We start from the raw sequence: 539 nt of genomic DNA, 5'->3' as shown, positions 1-539 counted from the left end.
CCCGAAAGTGATCGAACGGTATTTCCGTGATCACGGGATCCGGCCGTTTTTCGGCGCGCCCTGAGAACACCACATCTCCCTGTAGGAGCGAGCCTGCTCGCGATGGACTCAAGGCCGCCGCGTTTAGCCAGGAAACACGTGTCATCGTTAACGACCATCGCGAGCAAGCTCGCTCCTACAAGGGGGATATGCGCTGGTGCCTAGATCCCCGCCAGCGCCAGGTCCATCGCAAAGTACGTAAAGATCAGGTCTGCCCCGGCGCGTTTGATCGCCCCCAGGCTCTCGCGCACCACACGGTCTTCATCGATGGCCCCGGCCTGGGCGGCAAACTTGATCATCGCGTACTCACCGCTCACCTGATAGGCCGACAGCGGCAGGCGCGAGGCTTCGCGGATGTCGCGGATGATGTCCAGGTATGCACCGGCCGGTTTGACCATCAGCGCATCAGCGCCTTCCTGTTCGTCGAGCAACGATTCGCGTATCGCTTCGCGGCGGTGCATCGGGTTCATCTGGTAGCTTTTACGGTCGCCCTTGAGCGC

At 61.6% G+C, this 539-nt stretch carries 1 pseudogene; it reads right to left on the bottom strand.

The window, feature by feature from the left end:
* Nucleotides 1-200 precede the first annotated feature (200 nt).
* Nucleotides 201-539: pseudogene (locus F8N66_RS31335) on the bottom strand (porphobilinogen synthase); the annotation flags it as partial.

The organism is Pseudomonas fluorescens, assembly GCF_902498195.1.
Lineage (GTDB): Bacteria > Pseudomonadota > Gammaproteobacteria > Pseudomonadales > Pseudomonadaceae > Aquipseudomonas > Aquipseudomonas fluorescens_BU.
This window is presented reverse-complemented; position numbering and strand designations above follow the sequence as displayed.